This is a genomic window from Longitalea arenae (genome assembly GCF_016924755.1).
Lineage (GTDB): Bacteria > Bacteroidota > Bacteroidia > Chitinophagales > Chitinophagaceae > Niastella > Niastella arenae.
The window spans coordinates 93,093-112,351 of record NZ_JAFFJX010000018.1 but is presented as its reverse complement, the minus strand read 5'-3'; the positions used below and the strand labels follow the sequence as shown (position 1 = coordinate 112,351).

16 protein-coding genes are annotated in these 19,259 nt (G+C 46.4%); 5 read left to right on the top strand and 11 right to left on the bottom strand.

What is annotated here, in order from left to right; all coding sequences use genetic code 11:
- Window positions 1-187 precede the first annotated feature (187 nt).
- The 4 genes from fabD to JT717_RS24610 form a co-directional block, all read right to left on the bottom strand.
- On the bottom strand, window positions 188-1,078 hold the full coding sequence (gene fabD, locus JT717_RS24625) for an ACP S-malonyltransferase (protein WP_205513703.1): 891 nt from the start codon (window positions 1,076-1,078) through the stop codon (window positions 188-190).
- A 229-nt stretch (window positions 1,079-1,307) separates the two neighbouring features.
- Complete coding sequence (gene folE / locus JT717_RS24620; RefSeq protein WP_205513702.1) at window positions 1,308-1,904, bottom strand: GTP cyclohydrolase I FolE; 597 nt, start codon at window positions 1,902-1,904, stop codon at window positions 1,308-1,310.
- Window positions 1,905-1,980: 76 nt separating this feature from the next.
- Entirely contained in the window at window positions 1,981-2,394 is a 414-nt protein-coding gene (locus JT717_RS24615; protein ID WP_205513701.1) for a 6-pyruvoyl trahydropterin synthase family protein, read from the bottom strand.
- 79 nt (window positions 2,395-2,473) lie between these two features.
- Complete coding sequence (locus JT717_RS24610) at window positions 2,474-2,884, bottom strand: 6-pyruvoyl trahydropterin synthase family protein (protein ID WP_205513700.1); 411 nt, start codon at window positions 2,882-2,884, stop codon at window positions 2,474-2,476.
- A gap of 129 nt (window positions 2,885-3,013) precedes the next feature.
- Here JT717_RS24610 and mqnB point away from each other — a divergent pair, with 129 nt between their 5' ends.
- From mqnB to JT717_RS24590, 4 genes are all read left to right on the top strand, one after another.
- Window positions 3,014-3,667, top strand: coding sequence for a futalosine hydrolase (mqnB, locus tag JT717_RS24605; protein WP_205513699.1), 654 nt, complete (start codon window positions 3,014-3,016; stop codon window positions 3,665-3,667).
- 127 nt (window positions 3,668-3,794) lie between these two features.
- On the top strand, window positions 3,795-4,634 hold the full coding sequence (locus tag JT717_RS24600; protein WP_205513698.1) for a 1,4-dihydroxy-6-naphtoate synthase: 840 nt from the start codon (window positions 3,795-3,797) through the stop codon (window positions 4,632-4,634).
- Between the two features lie 99 nt (window positions 4,635-4,733).
- A complete protein-coding gene (locus JT717_RS24595; protein WP_205513697.1) occupies window positions 4,734-5,189 on the top strand; it encodes a hypothetical protein in 456 nt (151 codons plus the stop codon).
- Between the two features lie 185 nt (window positions 5,190-5,374).
- Window positions 5,375-5,947 (top strand): carboxymuconolactone decarboxylase family protein, encoded by a 573-nt coding sequence (locus JT717_RS24590; protein ID WP_205513696.1) that lies wholly within the window; start codon window positions 5,375-5,377, stop codon window positions 5,945-5,947.
- On the opposite strand, the gene JT717_RS24585 is transcribed toward JT717_RS24590, so the two are convergent.
- From JT717_RS24585 to JT717_RS24565, 5 genes are all read right to left on the bottom strand, one after another.
- Window positions 5,942-6,820, bottom strand: coding sequence for a sigma factor (locus JT717_RS24585; RefSeq protein WP_240348404.1), 879 nt, complete (start codon window positions 6,818-6,820; stop codon window positions 5,942-5,944). The genes JT717_RS24590 and JT717_RS24585 overlap by 6 nt on opposite strands.
- A 104-nt stretch (window positions 6,821-6,924) precedes the next feature.
- Complete coding sequence (locus tag JT717_RS28915; RefSeq protein WP_369411747.1) at window positions 6,925-8,214, bottom strand: cryptochrome/photolyase family protein; 1,290 nt, start codon at window positions 8,212-8,214, stop codon at window positions 6,925-6,927.
- Between the two features lie 114 nt (window positions 8,215-8,328).
- A complete protein-coding gene (locus JT717_RS24575) occupies window positions 8,329-9,171 on the bottom strand; it encodes an aminotransferase class IV (protein ID WP_205513695.1) in 843 nt (280 codons plus the stop codon).
- A 422-nt stretch (window positions 9,172-9,593) separates the two neighbouring features.
- Complete coding sequence (locus JT717_RS24570; RefSeq protein WP_205513694.1) at window positions 9,594-10,268, bottom strand: response regulator transcription factor; 675 nt, start codon at window positions 10,266-10,268, stop codon at window positions 9,594-9,596.
- Window positions 10,269-11,206: 938 nt separating this feature from the next.
- Window positions 11,207-13,876, bottom strand: a complete 2,670-nt coding sequence (locus tag JT717_RS24565) for a ligase-associated DNA damage response DEXH box helicase (RefSeq protein ID WP_205513693.1) — start codon at window positions 13,874-13,876, stop codon at window positions 11,207-11,209.
- A gap of 340 nt (window positions 13,877-14,216) precedes the next feature.
- Between JT717_RS24565 and JT717_RS24560 the strand changes: the two genes are divergently transcribed.
- Window positions 14,217-15,830, top strand: a complete 1,614-nt coding sequence (locus JT717_RS24560; RefSeq protein WP_205513692.1) for a T9SS type A sorting domain-containing protein — start codon at window positions 14,217-14,219, stop codon at window positions 15,828-15,830.
- Between the two features lie 177 nt (window positions 15,831-16,007).
- Here the strand turns inward: JT717_RS24560 and JT717_RS24555 are convergent, their stop codons facing one another.
- Window positions 16,008-17,393, bottom strand: a complete 1,386-nt coding sequence (locus JT717_RS24555; protein WP_205513691.1) for a c-type cytochrome — start codon at window positions 17,391-17,393, stop codon at window positions 16,008-16,010.
- A gap of 163 nt (window positions 17,394-17,556) precedes the next feature.
- Complete coding sequence (locus JT717_RS24550) at window positions 17,557-19,251, bottom strand: ATP-dependent DNA ligase (RefSeq protein WP_240348402.1); 1,695 nt, start codon at window positions 19,249-19,251, stop codon at window positions 17,557-17,559.
- Between the last annotated feature and the right edge of the window lie 8 nt (window positions 19,252-19,259).

Here is a 19,259-nt window from a genome sequence, read left to right as displayed (position 1 = left end):
TAGTCTAACAGACATTGTAAAGCCTTCCTAAAACTGTTTATGTTTAATGAACCGCCGTATGCCGAACGGCACGTACGGTGGTGTGAGAGGACAGTAAGGGAAGTAATCCCTTACTTCCTACTCGATAGCTTGTGGGTTACGATCAGCCAGGCAGTTTACTTGTTGCCTTTATGCCTGGCAGCCTCTTTTAACTAACGCCATCAGTAGTTACTTTTTTGTCGATCTTGCCTATCAGCCCCTGTAACACTTTACCCGGACCGCATTCTGTAAAATGGGTGCCGCCATCAGTGATCATGGTCTTGATGCTTTGGGTCCATTTAACAGCACTTGTGAGCTGATCGATGAGATTTTGTTTAATATCTTCTTTATTGCCAACGGCTTTTGCCACAACGTTTTGATAAACAGGGCAATTGGGATGATAGAATGTAATGGCCTCTATCGCCTTCGACAATTCAGCTTTGGCAGGCTCCATTAAGGGGGAGTGGAATGCGCCGCTCACCGGTAATACCAGTGCCCGTTTGGCGCCAGCTGCTTTCAGCCGCTCAATTGCCACTTCAATGCCTTTAATGGTACCGCTGATCACGAGCTGGCCCGGACAATTATAATTAGCCGGAACTACCACTTCATTGGTCTCTGCCTGTACCTGGGCACAGATCTCTTCTACTTTGGCATCATCGAGGCCTAATACGGCTGCCATGGTAGAAGGATTGGTCTCGCAGGCTTTTTGCATGGCCTGCGCCCGTACGCTTACCAGTTTTAATCCATCTTCAAAACTCAATACACCGTTGGCCACTAAAGCCGAAAACTCACCCAGTGAATGCCCGGCAACCATTTCAGGTCGTGCATTATCAATACTTTTAAAGGCAATAACGGAATGAAGAAAAATGGCGGGCTGGGTTACCCTGGTCTGCTTCAGATCTTCTTCAGTGCCGTTAAACATGATGTCCGAAATACGAAACCCCACGATCTCATTTGCCTGTTCAAATAATCTTTTTGCAAAAGCGCTGTTTTCATAGTGTTCTTTTCCCATCCCCGGAAACTGAGAACCCTGGCCGGGGAACACAAAAGCATGTGTCATAATGTAAAAAGGGGTTTAAAAAACAAAAATGCCACAAAGGTTTTAACTATCCAAAAAAGAAGTAGGAAGTCTGAGGTCAAGATTCTGAGATCTGAAATCAGCAGTTTGAAATTCGATATCAAAGTTCGATGGCTGAGATCTAAAGTCTGAAGTGAGGTAATACATCAAGGTCTTCTCACATCCGGCTTCCGTTTTCCAGCCCAATTTAGCCTCCGGCCTTCCGTATTCGTTAATGTAATTTGCTGGAAATTAATTTGGTAAATTCACTGCGCGTTTCGTTTTTCTCGAATTCGCCCCAGAAAGCCGATGTTGTGGTCACCGAATTTTGTTTTTGCACACCCCGCATCATCATACAAAGGTGGGATGCTTCAATGACCACTGCTACGCCCAGGGGTTGCAGGGTTTCTTTTATGGCATCGAGGATTTGTGTAGTCAGCCGTTCCTGTACCTGTAAGCGCCGGGCATATACATCCACCACCCGGGCAAGTTTACTAAGGCCTGTAATATATCCATTAGGAATATAAGCTATATGCGCTTTTCCGAAAAAAGGAAGAATATGATGCTCGCACAGGCTGTACAGTTCAATATCTTTCACCAGGATCATTTCACTTACACTTTCCTTGAACTTGGCTGAATTTAAAATGGCCCTTGCATCCATTTCATAACCTTGCATCATGAATTGCATCGCTTTCGCCACCCTTTCCGGTGTTTTCACCAAACCTTCCCTTTCAGGATCTTCCCCCAGCAACGACAGTGTTTCGCGGTAATGGTGTATTAGCTCCGGCATGATTTTATCGTTGTAGTGATCAATTTTTTTGTAGGCCATTTCCGTTGATTTAGTTTATATATCTTAATGCTGAAGTATGCAACGTGTAACGATAGCTGAGAATGATGGGTTGCTGCTATGCCGGATACTCCACAAAATTTCTTTCAGTTTCATACAATCGTACCTGCAGGTCGAGCTGCGGATCAATCTTTTCACGCAAGAGATCATAGATCACCAGGCAAATATTTTCTGCCGTTGGGTTCAGCGTTTTAAAATATTCCGTATCCAGGTTAAGGTTCTTATGATCAAATTTTTCCAGCACATGATCCCTGATGAGGTCGCTTAATAGTTTCAAGTCCATCACATAACCTGTTTCCGGATCAGGTACACCGGTCACCTTTACTATTAATTCATAGTTATGCCCATGGAAACTGGGATTATTGCATTTTCCAAACACGGCATCGTTCTTAGCCATATCCCAGGCAGGATTATATAAGCGGTGAGCCGCATTAAAATGTTCCTTTCGGTAAACAGCTACTTTCTTGCTCATGTTATTAAAATACAAGTGTTAACGCCTAAAGCACCAATTATAACAGGTTGGTGTTGTGATTGTTCGGGGTATTTAACGGCTATTCGCCAAAATACTCTACAAAAATGCGGGGTGTTTCATAGAGTTTGATGCCATGTAATTGCACCCCGGCTGGTAAATTAGGTTGAAGCTGTCGCCAGATGGCAATAGCCAGGTTTTCGGTTGAACAAAGCTGATCCTTCATGAATGGCACATCCACATTCAGGTTCTTGTGATCCAATTGTTCAATAACATATGTATTGATGATCCGGCTCAGTTCCTTTACATCACATACAAACCCGGTGTCGGCACTGGGCCGGCCTTTTACGGTAACATACAATTCGTAATTATGACCATGCCAGTTCTCATTGGCGCATTTGCCAAAAACGATCTCGTTCTGCTCCTTGCTCCACTGGGGGTTATACAGTTTATGGGCCGCATTAAAATGTTCAACACGAGTCAGATACACCATTGTTGTCCTGAAAATTTGCCGCAAAGGTAATATATCTGCGGTTTATAGTGGTACCCATCCCGACAAGGCCGGATTAATCCGTCTCAAACCGGGATATTCTATTTGCGATCAGGCCCTTAGCTTTGCAGTATGGAGATTCTATTAATAGCCGCTACCAATCTTGAAATTCAGCCCACGATCAATTATCTGGCCGACCAGAATTTACTGATCGGCAATAATAAGTTCGAGTTGCTGATCACCGGCATCGGCAGTATGAGCACCGCTTACTGGCTCACCAAAACGATCGGCAAAAAGCGTCCTGATCTGCTTATCCAGGCAGGCGTAGGAGGCAGTTTTTCCGACAAATACCCGCCCGGCAGTCTTGTGCTAGTGCAGGAAGAAGTGACCGGCGATCTGGGCGTAGAAGAGAATGATGAGTTTAAAGATGTGTTCGATATGGGGCTTCCGCAAATCAGCGATCCCTATACGGGCAAAAGCCTGGTGAATGAACATCTTGAATTACTGCAACGGTTCAACCTGCCCCTGGTAAAAGCGGTTACCATCAGCGAGATCAGTACACGCCCGGTTCGCATTCAGCAGCTGCAACAAAAGTATCAGCCGGTTGTTGAATCCATGGAAGGCGCTGCTTTTCATTATATAGCACTGATGGAAAAAATCCCATATTTACAATTGCGCGCCGTATCGAATTTTGTGGGCGAACGCGATAAATCGAAATGGAAGATGAAGGAAGCGATCCAGTTATTGAATGAAAAGTTGATAAAAATGGTGTCTGGTGAATTGTAGAACATGATGGTATATAAAAATGCGTTGCATGTTCCAGGTTTCAGGTTGCAAGGAAAAACAAACCTGTAACCTGCAACTTGTAACCTGTAAATTATTGTTAGAAGTACAAACAAAGAATTTAAAACCAATGACGCTAACGTTAGGATTCTCCCCCTGCCCCAATGACACTTTCATCTTTGATGCGCTGGTAAATAATAAAATCGATACGGAAGGTTTAACCGTGGAACCCGTGCTGGAAGACGTGCAAACGCTGAACGAATGGGCATTGCAGGGCCGGCTCGATATAACCAAGATCAGTTATGGCGTATTGCCATTGTTGCTCGATAAATATATCGTTTTGAATGCGGGTGGCGCCCTGGGAAAAGGCGTAGGTCCCTTGTTAATAACGAAACAGGCAGGTGCTGATGCCAAAGCGGTAAATGATATGACCATTGCCATTCCGGGAGAACACACTACTGCACACATGTTATTCTCGCTGGCTTATCCCCAGGCTACGAAGAAGAAATTCATGATCTTCTCTGCCATTGAAGATGCCGTGTTGAATGAACAGGTAGATGCCGGTGTTATCATTCATGAGAACCGTTTCACCTATCAACAAAGGGGATTGCATAAACTGGTTGACCTGGGCGAATACTGGGAACAACAAACCGGTAACCCCATTCCGCTCGGCGGCATCGTAATAAAGAAAAGTATTGACAGGGCCCTGCAACAAAAAGTAGATACCCTTATTAAACGGAGCCTTGAATACGCATTCAAAAATTACCCGCAGATAACCGATTATGTACAACAACATTCACAGGAAATGAGCGAACATGTAATGCGGCAACATATCGATCTGTATGTGAATAACTATTCCCTGCAATTAGGACCCGACGGCAAAGCGGCGGTAAATACTTTTTTGGATATTTACAAACAATTGAAGAACGTAAATACCCGTGAAAAAGAGATCTTTTTGCAACCGGGTTAAATATGGTATATCCTTTGCTGAATCCCCGGCGATGTACATTGAACCGGGCGATTGATTTGTATGCGGGCGTCAGCAGTGCCGCACTGTAAAAGTAATTATATGAAAAAAGTTTCCCTTGGTTTCGCCTTATTAACATTGGTTTCCTGTAGCAGCATCACCCACAAGAACAAAGGCAAAAAATATTTTGCAGACCTGTTAAAGGATGTGGATAAGATCCAGCTGAAGTTCTTTAATCACGGTGATACACTTGCTGAAACTATTACCGACGCATCGGAGATCAATATCTACAAAGAACTGATCAATGGTAAACGGGATACCAAACAAAAGATCAAATGCGATTCTACCGGTCAGATCATTTATATAAGCAAGAACGAGATCGTGCTGCAAGCCTGGTTCTCTTCCCGGGCATCGGGCAGTAAATACGACAGGGCCTGTGTTACTTATGCTGATGCTACAGATCATTATGGTTCTGCTTTAACGCTCAAAGGTGGCCAGGATATCGACGATTACTATTATAAATTGCGCAGTACCGCCATTAGAATGGCCCAGCATTAAAAAATATTTTAATCTGATCTTGTTTTATGGGATCTGATGCCTTCAAGGGGCCAGGGCTGTCTTTTCAATGAGAAGACAGCCTTTTTTCTTTTTATAGCAACCGGAAAATTTTTTAAAAATTATTCTTCCCGCCTTGTCACAAAACGAATGATCCCGGATCATAGGTAAGAACAAATTAAATGCATATGGACACTCCATTTCTTACCCCTATTGAAAAGCCTAAAGGCTTTCTTGCGAAATTCCTTTATTTCTATTCCAAAAAGAAAATAGGCAAGGTAATGACCCCATTAAAGGTAATGGTGAATAGGTTGCCCTTTAGCTTTGCTGTATTTGCCGGAAAGATCAGCCAGCTGGATAAAAAATTACAGTTACCAGCCGAAACAGTTATGCTTGTGAGGCAAAAAGTGGCAGAGATCAATGTCTGTCTTTTTTGTATCGATATCGGGCGGGCTAAAACCATAGAATCATCCATGGATCAGGCAAAATTCGATGCGCTGAGTGCCTATGAGACCAGCAGCCTTTTTACCAAAAAGGAAAAAGTCTTATTGGATTTTGTGACACGCCTGGCCCGCGACCGGAAAATGGAAAAAGACTTATTCGACGAACTGGCTAGATATTATGATGAGCGATCGATATGTGAGATCATCTGGATAACAGCTACTGAATTTTATTATAACATTACCAACATAGGGCTTAATGTGCATTCAGATATGTTATGTGACATTGCCAAAATGAGAAAAAGGCAAAAAGCCTTATGATCCTGTTCTCACCTTTAGCTTGTCAGGGTTTCGAACCAGTAACATGCGGCTAATAAGGTTGTTATCCCATTCGAAATACTGGATGGAATCCAGTTCCCGGTTGTCTCTGCGGAGTATCAGCAGTGCTGGTACTCCGTTTACAAATACGGGCATGTACTCATATTCTTCACCCTGATCTTTCACCAGCTGTATCACCCCAAAGAGGAATTTTTGAACTCTATCAAAACCAACAATGGGTTTAATGGCAGTTGTTCGTTTGCCACCTCCATCACTGTAAAGCTCGATATCGCTGCGAAGGAGCTGTTCCAATGAAGAGCGGTCCTGGTTAACGACAGATCGAACAAATGCTTCCAACAGGTCATTGTGTTTTGCAGAATCGATCGGGAGCTGCGAACTACGGCCCAATTTGTCATAGGAACGATGTAAGGTTTGGCGGCAGTTATCTATGGAAAGCCCTGTCAGCTCTGCTATATAACTATACTCCTCTGAAAAGCTTTCGCGTAAGATGAAAACCGCCCTTTCTACCGGGTTAAGCTTTTCAAGGAGGAATAGCAGGCCATATTCTATTGTAGGCATATCAGCGGTAGCTTCAAAACTAATATATGGTTCAGGCAGCCATGTGCCTGTATAGGTCTCTCTCATCAGTTTCAGCTCATGGAGGCGTTTTATGCAATTATTGACAGTCATGCGGGCCATATAAGCTTTAGGCGTTCTCACATGTTCTGTACGTATCCATTTTTCATATACGTCCTGCACAATATCCTCGGCTTCTTCCACTTCGCCAAGCATACTGTATGCTATTTTGAAAAGGTAAGGTCGCAGTTCCAGGACTTCGGTGGTTATTTCCATGGCTGTTTTAAAAAGGATGGACAAAGCTATCGAAAAAACGGTTTGCTTGCCGATGCTTCCAAAGCGGGCGCATCGATCTCAGGAGAAAATTGCAAATATGGGCTGCACCGGATGCCGCTATCTGAAGCTCAGCGGTCCAGGGCTTTTTTATAGGTTTCCAAACAACGCTTGCGCGCCATTTCATGATCAACTATCGGTTGCGGGTAGCTGAGCGTTTCATATTCGGGTACCCACTTTCTGATATATTGCAGTTGCCCATCGAACTTCTTAGCTTGTACATGGGGATTAAAAATGCGGAAATAGGGCGCTGCATCGCAACCGCAGCCGGCAGCCCATTGCCAGTTGCCATTGTTGCTGGCCAGTTCATAATCCAGCAGCTTTTCAGCAAAATAGGCTTCGCCCCAGCGCCAGTCGATGAGTAGATGTTTGACCAGGAAGGAAGCGGTGATCATCCGCACGCGATTGTGCATAAAACCGGTGGCATTTAATTCACGCATGCCCGCATCTACGATGGGGTAGCCGGTATTGCCTTCGCACCAGCGGGCAAACTCATCTTCATTATTGCGCCATTTAATAAAGTCATATTCGGCTTTAAAGGCCTTCCCCTGTCCCACATGCGGAAAATGCCAGAGGATCATTTGAAAGAAATCGCGCCAGATCAGTTCTGTCAGAAAGGTTTCATTGAGCTGTTGCGCTTTTTGCGCCAGTTGCCGTACACTGATAGTGCCAAAACGAAGGTGGATACCTGCATGGCTGGTGCCTTCAATGGCCGGGAAATTGCGGAGTTTATCGTATTGCTCAATAATGCGGTCATCGATATCTACCGGTGGAAAGGGAATGCCTGTTCCTGTAAAACCGATTGATCTTAATGAGGGAATCTCTTTGCCTGCCTGCTGGTAAAAATTACCGGTGTATTTTTCGGTGGGATAGCTTTTGATATAAAAGTCATCCAATTTGGCTTTCCATTTTTTGCTGTAAGGGGTGAATACGGTATAAGGCCGTCCGTCATCTTTTATCACTTCACTCTTTTCAAAGATCACCTGGTCTTTGTAGGTATGCAATGCAATGGCATGTTGCTGCAGTAAGGCCGCTATACTGTCATCCCGTTCGCGGGCATAGGGTTCATAATCGTGATTGGTGAATACTTTTTCGATATGGTATTCTTTGATCAGCTTTTTAAAAGCATTGATTGGGGTGTCGTGGTATACTTGCAATGAGGTTCCCAGTTCCGCCAGTTGCTGTTGAAGCGCACGCAGGGTGTTATGGATGAATTCAACCCGGCGATCCGTTTTTGACGGCAACTGGTTTAAGATATTCGTGTCGAAAATGAAGATGGGTAATACGGGATGATTGCTTTTCAAGGCATGATAAAGCCCCGCATTATCGTGTAACCTTAGATCACGGCGTAGCCAGAATATATTAATCGCTTGTTTGATCTTTTAAATGAAGTTTTTTGCGGTTGCTAAGGGAAATTGGCAATAAGCAATGGACAACTGAATCGTTTCTTTTTACCCATGCCTATTGTCTATTGCTTATTGTTCGTTGGCTACAAATTTTTTATGCAAGTCTGCAACCAGCCTATTCGTATATACTTTCTTCCCAAACCGGCCCACCCACCTGATGCCATACAACGCATTGGTCAGAAATACTTCATTGGCGGCTTCCAGGTCCTGGGGGGTACATATTTTTTCATGTACTGTATAACCCGCTTTGGGCAGAGCCGTCAATAAATAGTTTCGCATGACCCCTGCCACACCGCCTTCAGCTAAAGGAGGTGTATAAATGCTGTTCTGATGAATGTAAAAGACATTCGAAATGGTGCCATCGCAAATACGGCCATGCGTATTCAGTACGAGGCAGTCAGTCAACTGATGTTGCCGGGCATATTGCGCAGCCATTACATAGGGCAGGTAGTTGTTTGATTTAAGGTTGGCCAACTGATCAACGCTTTTTTGTACGGTTGCACAAACATCAATGGTTAAACCTACCTCATTCAGGGCCAGGTAATCGCTGGAAAGCGGTTCGGCCTGAACAATGATCGATGCATGTGGTTCCTCGGCGCTGAACAAGGTGCCATTCCCGCGGAAGACCGTGATTCGCACCCGCACTGCCCCTTCCAAATTATTGCGGCTGCAGAGATCCAAGATGATCTGGATAAGATAATCGGGCGTATAATGTTCGGGCAGCTGCATCTGTAATAGTTCCAGTCCATGGTTCATTCGCTCCATATGCAGGTCGAACAGGGGCATTTTCCCATCTACTACTTTAATGGTCTCAAACAAGCCGTCGCCAAAGCGCAGTCCCCGGTTGCCCGCGGAGACGATAGGAGTGTCTGCGGGGATAATCGCTTCATTATAAAACAACCAGCTGTTCATCTGGTGAAGTTCCGGAAAGAATGTAATATAACAATGCCAATTAAGACAGGGCGGGTTCGGGTCTTAGCCGTATTTGCTTCGCCCCTGGTCCGCTAATGAGTTGTTGATGTACGCCAGGCCTTCCAATCGTTTCCCGTAGATGTCCCGTATCTTAATAGGAACGGCTTATATACGGGACATCTACGGAACATGTACGAAATAAGTACGGGATATTACCGGAGCTGGTGCGAAGCGAACCCGGTTCTGGGGTTAGCCAGAAGGCAATTAAAGGGCAGACCAAATCCGCTAAGTGTAGTCAGCCAAGAGGGGGCACAAACGAAGCTGCGGATGGGGTGAGCAAAAAAAATCCGTTCCGATGGAACCGGAACGGATTTACAGACATTTGACTGATGGAACAGCGTTACTGATGAACAAAGATCAAATCACACGTTCTGATCTATAATGCCGTTTTTCACCGCATACATAACCAGTCCGGCCATTGATTTGGCGCCGGTTTTGGTTTTGAGTTTGTCGCGGATGGCTTCAACGGTACGGGGGCTGATCTCAACGATATCAGCAATTTCCTTGGTGGTCTTTTCTTCACACATAAGCTTTAAGACCCTGATCTCTTTTTCGGATAAGTTTACATCCTGTGGTCCGGCTACATCTGTGCGTTTGGTACGCAAACCAGTTAGTAAAGCCTTGTTGGTAAGCTCATTAAAAAAGAATTCCTGTTCATAACAGGTTTTAATGGCCTGGTAAATGGTTTCCGAATCGGAGTTCTTGGTGAGGTAAGAATTGGCACCGATCTCCATGAGTTTACTGATCATTGAATGATCATTGTGCATGGAAAGAATGATCACTTTTGCTTCTGGCCGAAGTTTGCGAATCTCAGGCAGTGTTTGAATGCCATCCATAATAGGCATCTGAATGTCCAGTAAAATAATGTCTGGTTCAATGTGTCTGAGCAGGTTCAGCAGCTGCATGCCGTTGTCGGCTTCGGCGATGAGCTCTACGTCCCTTTTAGCAGCCAGGGCTGTACGAACGCCGGCCCTGAATAGGGCATGGTCGTCGGCAATAGCTACTTTAATAACGCCTTCGGTGTCAGGTTTTTTCATGCGGGTTGTATTTTTTAATAAGATAAGGGATTGAAAATGTCTGTTTACACTACTTCAATTTTCGCCCCCAAAATCTTAAATTTTCGTGACAAATACTATAGCAGTTTTACGAAATTATACTATTTCGGAATATACGTAAAACAAATTACAGGGTAAGTTTACGATGGCTAAATGTATATCATACCCTATTGGTATGTGAATATTACTAGTTTGACGGGTAAAAACCGAATAAATAAAATAGGGCAATTGTTCTCTTGTTCACATTCTTATCCACAGCTATTTTTGGTGCCAAGTTGATTGACGGGGATTGGCAACCTCGTATCGTCCAGAGTCCTTTAATTCAACCGTCCAAAAGTCATTCTAATATCCAATGAATACCGGCGAAATCCAATGTCAATCAACTTTTTTTAGCCTTTTACTCAATTAGTCAATACACTGACCCTGTAAAAACACGTTTTCATCCATTCCCTGCATCATCTGTAAACCTTTGAAAACAGCGTACCCGTATCAATTCCTGGGAAAGGCCTGGCTGTTTTGGCTCGTATTAATCCCTAGCTTATGGAATCTTTTTCAGAGCCTTATCACAAACCTAAGTTCCTCTGAAAGTATTAAACGTTGTTGGTTAGAGCTGTGTGTAAAATTTACTATGCCTGCTTTTTTTGCGTGCTACCGGTACGGCAATTAAAAGGCAGGTATTTTTCTTTTTATCATTTATCTTTTCCCTATATGAGACACATTGTGGATAAGATCGTGATGGTGAAAATTATTGTTACCGGTTGCCGGGTCCCGGTTGCCGGGCAAAAAAATCAGAGCGCTCGACTGCAGGTAGAATGATCGCATTCAAGGCCTGGTAACTGGTGACCGGTAACAGGCAACTGTCATCCAATAACTTGAATGCAACCTGCTTTGCCAATTATCAATTTCAAATTGCTTATTGTTTATTGGTTAAGCTGCGCCTGCATTCTTTTCACCCGGTCTTCGAGTTTTTCCGATGTTAGATTTTCCCGCATACTATCCACTTTTATCGGAAAACAGAAGGGGGTTAACTGCTGTGGAAAAGTAATTATGATCTTCGATCCCCGGATGCGTTCCAACATATTACGAAGTCGTATTTCTTCCATCTGCTGATCGAATACTTCCTGGTAAGATTGGCGTAATAGTAAATTGCCGGGCTCATATTCTGAAAATACATTGAATAACAACGATGCGGAAGATTGTAAATGCCGCGCTTTTTTCTGCTCCCCCGGATAACCCTGGAAGATCAATCCGCCAATAACGGCTATATCGCGGAATTTTCGTTTCGCCATTTCTGTTGCATTTGCACTGCGTTGTATATCAGTAACTAAATGATCGGCGGTGAACAACTCATACACATTGGTATCGTCTACCGGGATCGGTTGATCGCTCAGGAGTTCGAAGCCATAATCATTCATGGCAAATGAAAATGTTATGGGCGTTATCCGGCTGATGCGCCAGGCCAGGATCGCTGCCATGGCTTCATGCACCAGCCTGCCTTCGAATGGATACACAAACAGGTGATACCCGTCTTTGGTCTCAATTTGTTCAATCAGCAGTTCATTGGCCCCCGGAACATGGGAGAGTTGATGCTGAAGGGTGAATAATGGTTGTAAAACCTGCAGTTCAATATCTGGCGAATGGCGAATGGTCAATGGTGAATGGGACTTCTGAGCTCCGGTCCCCGGCTTCCGGCTTCCGGCCTCCGGTTTCATATCCCGGGCTTCTTCAAACTTTTCCCTCAGCTTCTTGCCCAAATTGGCGCTCAATGGCATGCGGCCGCCCTGCCAGCTTGGTACAATAGACTTTTTTGCATTTGATTTTCTGACCAGTGCGGTCATATCCTTGATGGTCACCAGCTCGAGGTTGCGCCCCGCCAGGGTAAATACTTCGCCGGGTGAGAGCCGGGTAATGAACCCTTCTTCTATTACCCCGATAAATCCACCACTGATGAATTTCACTTTCATCATGGCTTCGCTTACAATGGTGCCGATATGCATCCGGTGCCGCATCGCTATCCGGCGGCTGGTGATGCGGTATACATCGTCTATGATCTCTATCTTTTTATATTCATCATACTGTTGCAATGCGTTGCCGCCGGTTGTAATGAATTCGAGGATGGCCATCCATTCATTGTGGGTAAGTTCGCGGTAACAATAGGTTGACCGGATCTCATCAAACAGCAGTTCAGGGCGGAACCCATCTGAAATAGCCAGGGTGCTGAGGTATTGGATCAGCACATCAAAACACAGGAGCATGGGTTCGCGGCTTTCAATAAAGGTTTCTTCCACGGCCTTTTTTAAGGCAGCGGCTTCTACCAGCTCCAGTGAATGGGTGGGCAGAAAATAGATCTTGCTTACGTCGCCCGGACTGTGGCCGCTTCGGCCGGCACGTTGTAAAAAGCGGGCAACGCCTTTCGGCGATCCTACCTGTATAACGGTTTCCACCGGTCGAAAGTCAACTCCCAGGTCAAGGCTGGCCGTACACACCACCGCTTTCAGCCGGCCAGTGTGCAGGGCTTCTTCTACCCAGATGCGCAATTCCTGTTCAATACTGCCATGGTGCAGGGCAATGGCGCCAGCCAGGTCGGGCGCTGCATTTAAGAGGGCCTGGTACCACTGCTCGCTCATACCCCTGGTATTTATAAAGATCAGGGTAGTGCGGCTGCTGTTTAATATAGGTAGTACTTTATGAATGAGTTTGAGCCCAAGGTGACCGGCCCAGGGATATTTTTCAATTTCATCGGGAATGATGGATTCAATGACCACGTCTTTGCGGATATTGGCTTTCACGGTGGCGGCGGCCGCAGCATCTGTACCGTCAGCCGGCTGATCAGCATTTCTTTCTTCACGCTGCCCGCCTGTTGCCGGGGCATTATATAATACCGGAGCAAGCAGTACCTCTTTCGCCTGATCGAGATTGCCGATGGTTGCCGAGATGCCCCAAACCTGCAATGCGCAATGGGCAATCGGCAATGTACCATCCTCCCTTCCGTGTTCTTCGCTGTTGGTTAACTGCCGGTTTTTTGGCCGCCTCAAACCGGCAAGTCTCGAGACGGCTAACTCTACCTGAACCCCTCTTTTAGAACCGATCAATTCATGCCATTCGTCAACGGCCATGATCTTGAGGGTTTCAAAGACCGCCGGGTAGCCTTTTTGCGCCAGTAGCAGGTGCAGGCTTTCGGGCGTGATGATCAATACTTCGGGCATGCGGCGCTTTTGGCGCTGCCGTTCGCTGATCTCAGTATCGCCATTGCGGATGCCCACCTTCCATGCCATGCCCAGCTCATTGATAACTTCTTCCATGGCCCGCCCAATGTCTTTGGCCAGGGCGCGCAAGGGCGTGATCCATAATAACTGCAATCCATTATTAGCTTTTGATCTCCAGTTATCAGGATGGTGATTGATGAAGTCGATGAGGGCGCCTAAAAAAACGGAAAAGGTTTTACCGCAGCCCGTAGGCGCATTTACCAGTCCGCTTTTTCCATTAATAATATGTTGCCAGGTCTCTTCCTGGAATGTAAAAGGATGGAGGCCTTTGTTTGCCAGCCAGTCACCAATGATCTTATATCCGGTAGTAGTTTGAAGCCTCATAACACAGGGGCAAACCGAAAGCCCTATGCTTACCCGGCTGCCTTTCCCTTTGGGTGGTAATTTAGTGATTTTTCGGCCTTCTGCCTTCCGCCTTTCAGGGATGGTGCCGGTTTCCCTATTTTGGAAGAATTGCTCCAATAATGGGAATTGACTACCGCTTATTACATGTTTATACCAGTTGACTAAGTGGATTTATTTAAAAATAATACATGGTTCTAAGTGTATTAAATACAGCTAATTCGGGAGGATTCCTTCTTATGGCAAGGTGAACGGATATAAAATTTTCATGATCTGGCCCGGGATTGGTTGACTAGTGCGCGCAACTCAACCCTCGACCCGCATGAAATCGCATTTTCGTACCCGCACCTGTATCCGTTGGATATGGGTGATGAGCCTGGTGGTATGTACCATCCGGCAGGTTTCCGCTCAATGCCCCGCAGGCAGTATTGTTAATACTGCCGGTACTTATAACAATGGCCAAACCGTATGTATCACCACCGGTTTTAGCGGTTCCATTCAATTGAATAACGGGGCTACCATGGTTGTGGCCAACGGCGGTAACTATACCGGTGACCTGAATACCAACCAAGGATCAACCATCCAGGTACAGGCAGGCGGACGCCTTGCACCTAACCAGGCCAATAGCTTTTCGGCCAGCCTTTCGAATAATGGTATTGTAGTGATGAATAGCGTGTCACTGAACAATGGCGCTGCCATCACCAATAGCGGCAGCTTCACCTGGGCCAGCAACTGGAACCAGAACAATACCATCGCCGTGTCAAATACCGCCTGTGGCACCATGACCTTCAGCCAGGGCACCAATCTTGGCAGCAATGCGGTCATTACCAATAATGGCGTTTTGCATTTTTCGCAAAGCCTCACTACCAGCAGCGGAACGACCATCAATAACCGGGGCCGGGTAAATGTCATGGGGGATATTAACATCTCGGGTACATTCTATAACCAAAACATAGCTGTTTTCCGGGGTGGGAATAACAATATCAGCAGCGGTAACAGCATCGATTCCCTGGTTAATCTGGGGGAGATCACGGTTACCGGCAGTATAACCAGTTCCATCGGCACCCGCAATGAAGGGTTGGTAGTGGTGAATGGCTCTTATACGATCAATGGCGATAACTTTAGAATAAATAACAGCGATGCGCAGCTGCGAATAGGCGGTGCACTGAGCAACAATGGCGTGATACGCGGAAACGGGAGTTTACATGTAGCCGGTGGGGTAAATAATAACCAGACCATTAGCGGCATTAACGGAGCCAACCGGTTAACTGTTAATCAGAATTTGCCGGGCACTACCCAGCACCTGACGGTGAATACTTCCCTGGCCGCCGCCGATACAAGTACATACACGCCCACCATGGCCAATCCCGATGCCTGCACGGTGCTGCCCGTAAGACTTTCACCCTTGCAGGCTGCTTACTATAACGGCCAGGTACAACTGAACTGGCTTGCTTACGCAGAAACCGATGTACGTTCCTTTACCATTGAATACAGCCGGGATGGCCGGTTCTTTAGCCCTGCGGGTGAAATGACGGCTGCCGGCTCTAATGACTGGTCCACACCTTATGTGTACATGCATGCTCCGGCTGTTGGCGGCACTGTTTTTTACAGAGTTCGTTTAACAGCGCTGGATGGAAATATGTATTACACCAATATGGTAGTGGTAAAAACAGGGAATACTTTATTGCCCAGCAAGGCGGTGTTCCCTAATCCTTTTACAGAGATCCTGCAAATAAGTATGCAACTGGAGAAAGCCGGAAAAATTCAGGTGGCGCTGTTCGATGCGGGTGGCCGATTGGTACGAAAGCAACAACATACAGGAATGTTGGGCAGAAATACCATTGTCATCAGTGATCTGTCGGCGCTGCCCACCGGTTCTTATCTGCTGCAGATCAAAGCAGGCGAACATACTTCGTTCGAAAAACTGATCAAATGATGTATTACGAGGGTTTTTGCACACAGGCTCCCCGCTATGCGGGGAGTTTTTTATTAACCAAGGTTTCAGCCTGCCGCAAAAATGCCAGAGATCAATTATCCGTTGCAAGTTGCAGGATACAGGTTACAGCAACCTGTAATTACACGTACATTAGCGGTTGCCTATAATCTTTTGCTTCTACAATTTTTTCAGATACTCAAGCACCGCCTTTCTTTCCTCTTCCGTTAATTTATCACCGAAGGTATGTCCATAATTGCCATAGCCTGGCAGGTCGGTATTGTAAATGGACTTGCCGCCGGGCGCCTGCTCTTTGGTGTATTTCCAGCCTAACTTCTCATAATCATATTCCGGTTTGTCGAAGTTCCGGCCCCAGTATTTTGGCCGCAGATCACTGTTGAGCAGGGCTTCGAGCGTTGGTACGGATCCGTTATGCAGAAATGGTGCTGTTATCCAGATGCCATCGAGTGGTGGCGCAATATAACCCATGAATGGCTCCAGCCGGGCGGGATGATCGCCGGTAGTGAACCAGCTTTGATTGAACCAGTTCACAAACTGCGGGCTTGAATAATTGTTCTTGTACAACAGCGAATCGGTTTGAATAATGGCTTGCGGGATCAACAGGTTGGGATAGGTTTCATGGTCTCCGTAGGTGCCATGGCAACCGGAACATTTCTTATTGAAGATCGTTTCTCCGGCTGTGGCAAGCGTGTTATCGATGGTGCCCGGGTATTTGGGCGGTTCCAGCGAATAAATATAGGCCAGCAGATCGGGCATGTGGGTATCTACTTCCTGCGATTCGGCTGTGTCATTTACTGTAAGGAGATTGGATGCCATTAAGAAGCGGCCAAAATCACCGCGGCCGAATCCATTATAGAACATAGCGTTCTTTTTCTTCAGCAGCCACCATGGCGGCACATCCGAAGGAATAACGCCGTCGGGAATATCCAACTGTGCATCCGGATTCCATTTAAAAGTGATGGGGTCGCGATGTGCTACCAGTACGGCAGCCAGCCGGTCGGCCGCATTTACGCCCCTGATCTCGGTGATCAGATAAGGACTGATCTTTTTGGCCACGTCGATAAACGGTTTGGCGGCCCTGTATTTGTTGGGCGCCGTAAGTTTCAGCAGGCTTTCCACTTTTTTAAGCCGGTTCACGTTGAGCTTTTCGTTGGCGGTAAAATCAATGAAAGTATTGCCTAAGCCCATGATCAGTTTATCGTCGAAGACCTGTGCATGACATTGCATGCAATTTGGAGCTACGAGTATTTCGCCGTTGTTGGCGGTAACGGCGGTATATTCGTGTGAGATATCGGCATTTTTGCCGGTTCGTTCCAGGTAATTGGTTTTGTTCTTACCCATACCCAGGATCCAGATGTTATAAGGCATACCGCCTTTCACATAATCACCGGTAGTCAGGTATTCGTATCCTTTTTGTGCATCGCCCCCAGTGCGTTGTGCGCTGGGCGGAATATGAACCGGCTCATAGTCGCCGTCGGTCAGTACTCCCGTAAAAGCAACACCACTGGCTACTATCAGTGCCAGCACCCCCATCCATTTTTTCATCTGAACATTTTTATTGTCATTTTGCCAGATGAAACTTACCAGGCCAACATCTTCAGATCCGCAGCTGGATTTGAAAATGATGTCATGGACGTCTCACTCGCGCAGGAATTATTCTCCAAATTTACGAATTTGAAATTTGGCATCCGTGGCAGTTCACCGTCCATCACTTGCCATACAACTGCAACATTTTCTTCAGATCATCCAACGTATTGATATCTTCCGGTGTTTTATCGGTTCGCCAGCGGCTGATGCGGGGAAAGCGAAGGGCCACGCCTGATTTGTGGCGGTTGCTGGCGGCTATGCCTTCGAAGGCAATTTCAAACACCAGTTCGGGTTTTACGGTGCGCACCGGTCCGAACTTCTCTAGAGAATTCCTTTTTACAAATGCGTCTACCTGGGCAAATTCTTTATCTGTCAATCCCGAATAAGCTTTGGTGAAGGGAACCAGTTTGTCGCCGTCTTTTACTGCAAAAGTATAATCGGTATACAGGTTGCTGCGGCGGCCGGCTCCTTTCTGGGCATATACCATTACCGCATCGATGGTGAGCGGGTCGATCTTCCATTTCCACCAATCGCCCCGGCGGCGGCCTACCTGGTAAGCAGATGATCTTCTTTTTAACATCAGTCCTTCGCTGTTGATGTTCCGGCTTTGTTCGCGAATGGTGGTTAATTCATCCCAATCGGTGAAAGAAACGACCGGTGATAATTGGATAAAAGGCAGTTGCAGTGACAGCACCAATTCTTCAAGGGCGGCCCGGCGCTCACGCAAAGCCAGGTGCCGGATGTCTTCGCCATTCAATTCCAGCAGGTCATAGGCAAAGAGTCCTACGGGCGCTTCCTGCAAATGTTTTTTGGTAATGTTCTTGCGCCCGATGCGGGTTTGCAGTACATTGAAATTAAGCACCTGTCCATCATGGTAAGGTAAGATCTCGCCATCGATCACCGTGCCGTTTGGCAATTTGTTTTGCAGGATGCTGAATTCGGGGAACTTTTCTGTGATAAGGTCTTCGCCCCGGCTCCATACGAATAACTGGTCATTCCTTTTTATGATCTGCCCTCTTATGCCGTCCCATTTCCATTCGGCCTGCCAGTCTGCCGGTTCGCCTAATTCAGGCAAAGCATCTTCCAGCGCATAGGCGAGGTAGAAAGGGTAGGGCTTTGAATGATCTGTCTGGGTTAGCTGTTCGCTTAACAGTTCGGTGAATGTAGTACTAGCGGGATCCCAGTTACCGCTGATGCGATGGGCAATGGTATTGGGCTCCAGCTGAACCGTACGGGCCAGGGCATTCACCATCAGTTTTTGGGATACGCCTACCCGGAAAGTGCCCGACAGCAATTTATTGAACACAAAGCGGTCCCGGCTGCTTAATTCGAGCCAGGATTGCAGGATGAATAGTTTCTTTTCCGCCTCGGGTGCTTTTTCCAGTTGCTGAAATTTTTCAACGTAATAGTGCAGTGGCTGGCCGATGGTATGGGCCCCTTCCGTGGAATGAGTGGAAGCGCTTTTTTCAGGGATCAACAAGGCGATGGTTTCCGACAGATCACCTACGGTATGATAACATTCCTGGAAAAGCCACATGGGCAAGCCAATAAGTTCTGTGCACCATACGGCGAGCTGCGTGCCGCTAACGGCGCGGCGTGGCCGCCTTCCGCTGAAAAGGGCGATCACCCACACTTTATCTTTTTCATTGGCATGCGCGAAATAGCCGGACAAAGCTTCCAGCTTTTCATTTGTTTTTGTGCTTGTACCTAACCTGAATAATAATTGCGCGAAGGAAGCCATACCCCCAACCATAGCCCCAGCCTCTAAAGGGGTGTTAGTATCTTCCAGGCTGATATTGGGAGTACGTTCAGGCATGTTAACGA

What these genes read in the sequence shown, in the direction of transcription:
- fabD (WP_205513703.1), bottom strand. Translation starts at nt 1,078, where the DNA reads ATGACACATGCTTTTGTGTTCCCCGGCCAGGGTTCTCAGTTTCCGGGG.
- folE (WP_205513702.1), bottom strand. Translation starts at nt 1,904, where the DNA reads ATGGCCTACAAAAAAATTGATCACTACAACGATAAAATCATGCCGGAG.
- JT717_RS24615 (WP_205513701.1), bottom strand. Translation starts at nt 2,394, where the DNA reads ATGAGCAAGAAAGTAGCTGTTTACCGAAAGGAACATTTTAATGCGGCT.
- JT717_RS24610 (WP_205513700.1), bottom strand. Translation starts at nt 2,884, where the DNA reads ATGGTGTATCTGACTCGTGTTGAACATTTTAATGCGGCCCATAAACTG.
- mqnB (WP_205513699.1), top strand. Translation starts at nt 3,014, where the DNA reads ATGGAGATTCTATTAATAGCCGCTACCAATCTTGAAATTCAGCCCACG.
- JT717_RS24600 (WP_205513698.1), top strand. Translation starts at nt 3,795, where the DNA reads ATGACGCTAACGTTAGGATTCTCCCCCTGCCCCAATGACACTTTCATC.
- JT717_RS24595 (WP_205513697.1), top strand. Translation starts at nt 4,734, where the DNA reads ATGAAAAAAGTTTCCCTTGGTTTCGCCTTATTAACATTGGTTTCCTGT.
- JT717_RS24590 (WP_205513696.1), top strand. Translation starts at nt 5,375, where the DNA reads ATGGACACTCCATTTCTTACCCCTATTGAAAAGCCTAAAGGCTTTCTT.
- JT717_RS24575 (WP_205513695.1), bottom strand. Translation starts at nt 9,171, where the DNA reads ATGAACAGCTGGTTGTTTTATAATGAAGCGATTATCCCCGCAGACACT.
- JT717_RS24570 (WP_205513694.1), bottom strand. Translation starts at nt 10,268, where the DNA reads ATGAAAAAACCTGACACCGAAGGCGTTATTAAAGTAGCTATTGCCGAC.
- JT717_RS24565 (WP_205513693.1), bottom strand. Translation starts at nt 13,876, where the DNA reads ATGAGGCTTCAAACTACTACCGGATATAAGATCATTGGTGACTGGCTG.
- JT717_RS24560 (WP_205513692.1), top strand. Translation starts at nt 14,217, where the DNA reads ATGAAATCGCATTTTCGTACCCGCACCTGTATCCGTTGGATATGGGTG.
- JT717_RS24555 (WP_205513691.1), bottom strand. Translation starts at nt 17,393, where the DNA reads ATGAAAAAATGGATGGGGGTGCTGGCACTGATAGTAGCCAGTGGTGTT.
- JT717_RS24550 (WP_240348402.1), bottom strand. Translation starts at nt 19,251, where the DNA reads ATGCCTGAACGTACTCCCAATATCAGCCTGGAAGATACTAACACCCCT.